Consider the following 3,186-nt stretch of genomic DNA (forward strand, 5'->3'; position numbering starts at 1 on the left):
AATCGGACCATCTCCCCCAACAATACACTCTTGTATTCAACCGGATTTGATATTACTCCTTACTCCTTACTCCTTACTCCTTACTCATTACTCATTACTCATTACTCCTCAGTAATACGATAACTAATTACCCGGATTCTATATAACCCCTCCTGGGAGGGGAGTAATTGATAATTTATAGATAAGAATTGATTTTATTTTGCATTTTTGGAGCTGTCTAATAGTTCAGAGATTTTTTCGGCTTTTTTCCATGAAAGTAGCCATAGAAAATCCGTTCCGCTTTTCGGTTCTCCCCGACATGAAAGGTGAACCTAGTGGCAGCTATATCACCCTATGTAGATTATTGATGTTTGATTCATTTATTGGACAACAACTAAAGCCATAACAGCCTCTACAGGTAAAAGCTTCAGCTTTTTTATATCAAAGATTGATGTTTGATTTATTTATTGGACAATAGTTGTAGAAGTATGAAGTATATATGCTAGGCTATTGTGCGGTAGCTATATGCTTGTCTAGCAACAAAGCCGATTTTTTCACTAGAATACTGGTTTCAGTCGTTCTCCTACAGCGCTTTTCTTTCTTGATGAACCACATAGTCACAACCGAAATGCTGTAGGGGCGATTTCCTGCGGAATGCTGTGCAAACGCGAATCGCCCCTACAGTGGTCGACTGAAATTAAAACCGCTGTAAAAACTATCCGGACTCTTATTTATCAAGAAGACTGTGGGATTCGTTTAGTGCCTGAACTGATACAAGTCCTTAGCTAACAGTCAAATCAATTCAAAATTAGGCATTGGTGAAATAAGGTATGATATCAAATCCGGTAGTATCGATATAAAAAAAGCAGAGAAACCGGGGAAAGTATCAAACGCCCTATAATACTAACATAGACCTCCCACAAACCCAATTTCTTATAATAGACTTCTTGCAGAAGTCAGGGAATAGGGAATAGGGAATAAAATTGTTGATTTTAGATATTGAATTGATTTCATTTTTGATTTCTGGAGATGTCTAATACTTCCATGACCAGGGTATTTGATATGAAATTCCATCGGAGTAAGATTGATAGTCAGGAAAAAACCTGTTTTAACTACTGACTACTGACTACTAACTACTGACTATTGAAATTAAGTTAGAACCAAAATTTTTGAATTTTGAATTTTGAATTAAAAAAATGGTCAATCTATGTTAATTTGGCGAGTGCAGTTAAAAGCACCTAAAAAAATGACCGAAAAATTTTGGTTTAAAGCCTCCTCTTTCAAGAGGATAAAAAGCGGTCGTTTTGCTACGCATAACTACGTTAACGCTGCGCGACATGAAAAGCGGAGCTTGCCGAAGGGTGGGATGGCGTTAGCGTTAGCGCAGCTCCTCTGTAAGAGGAAGCGGCTCTGCATTCTTCGGCTTTCCTTCCCTCCGGGACGCTACGCGTTACATGTCGCGGAGCGTTAACGTTTGCGGAGCATTCCCTATATGAAAGTTTTGCGTTAGCTAAACGCCATATCCCATCGACCAAGAGAAAAGTTCCATTCCGTATTTTCATACCTCCTGGTTTAGCAGGAGGTACTAATAACTGATAACTGATAACTGATAACTGATAACTGAAATGACTACTACATCTCTCAGTGAAACTCAGAGTAGCGTCAAGCTCTCTGTTTTGGCAAAAAATTCGGCAACCATTCTGTTGTTGCAAGCCGCAGGAACAATCTTGAGTTACCTCACCCAAGTTTGCCTTGCACAATGGATGGGGAAAACTGAGTATGGAATTTATGAATATGTCATCTCTTGGTCTTTAGTCCTGGCTATTCCAGCAAGTTTGGGATTGCCTCGCGCCGTATTGCGTTTCATCTCAGAATACCGCGTTCGACAGGAATGGGCAGAATTATGGGGATTACTCTTAAGCAGTTGGCAGTTTACCGTCGGAATAGGTTTGCTGCTCTGTTTAGGGGCTACAGAAATAATTTCTTTCCTCGATCGCCACCATAGTTTTTCTTATGCTTCTGTCTTCCTGGTGGGAATTTGGCTAGTGCCACTGCAAGCTTTAATCCAGTTACAAGAAGATATGGTTCGCGGGGTAGATAACATTCCTTTGGCTTATGCACCATCGAAAATACTCTGGCCTCTTTTTGTGCTAGGAAGTGGTCTTTTCCTGTTTCAGCAAAACCACTGTCTGACTGGCATCCAGATGACTCGAATGGCACTGGTGACTCTATTAATAGTAGTTGTCTTTCAGGTTGGTTGTCTCTGGTTCAAATTAAAGGAGGAAATCGGTGAAATCAAGCCAGTTTACAAACCTCGCCAATGGTTGTTGGTGGCACTTCCCTTGTTTTTAAACCGGACTTTTGAAATCCTATTAACACAAACCGATATTATTATGGTGGGAGTCTTGATTGGGGCTGGAGCTGTTGGCATTTACAGTGCAGCGGCAAAAACAGCATTGTGGACTGCTTTTTTCTTGCATAGTATTAATCTCGCGACTACACCTGCTTATGCCATTCTTTATGCTCAAGGCGATCGCGAAGAATTACAAAAAGTGGTGGCTAAAGTAACTTTGTGGATTTTTGTTCCATCTGTAGCGATCGCAATAATTTTGGCGATTTTTGCCCAACCCATTCTCAGGATTTTCGGTCCGGAATTTTTGGTATCTCATTGGTCTTTGAAAATTCTGATTATTGGTTACTTGGTGGATTTCTTGTGCGGACCAGTTGGCAATCTAATGGTGATGACTGGTAATCAAAATCAAGCTGTTGTCGTTTCAGGTTTTTGTGCATTTATGAATGTCGGATTAAATGCCATTTTAATTCCTCAGTTTGGGGTAGAAGGAGCCGCGATCGCCACAACTTTGACTTTAGTGACTTGGAATGTTTGGCAATGTATTCTAGTCATCAAAAATGTTGAGATAAATCCATCAATTTTTTACTATTTACAAATAGGTAAAAAATCTACATAGTCTAGGAAATTTTTTAAAAGAAAACAAGATGACCATTTTTTGAATTCAAAATTCAAAATTCAAAATTTAAAGTTCAAAAATTTTGGTTCTAATATCATGTCCGCTGGTATCGTTGGTGTAAACTCAAGGGTGAATTTTACCGGAAATTTAAGTTTTTTTCTGGCTCTTAAGTATTCCTGCCAGTTAAGTGTTCCCTCCTTCCTCCTCCCTCCTCCCTCCTCCCTCCTCCCTGTTCCCT

General features: G+C 39.7%; 1 protein-coding gene. It reads left to right on the forward strand.

Annotated elements, in window-relative coordinates:
• Positions 1 to 1,604: 1,604 nt before the first annotated feature.
• Positions 1,605 to 2,948: a lipopolysaccharide biosynthesis protein gene (locus F6K40_RS39495; protein WP_293145564.1), complete on the forward strand. Its 1,344-nt coding sequence runs from the start codon at positions 1,605 to 1,607 to the stop codon at positions 2,946 to 2,948.
• Positions 2,949 to 3,186 lie beyond the last annotated feature (238 nt).

Source organism: Okeania sp. SIO3I5, assembly GCF_010672085.1.
Classification (GTDB): Bacteria; Cyanobacteriota; Cyanobacteriia; order Cyanobacteriales; family Microcoleaceae; genus Trichodesmium.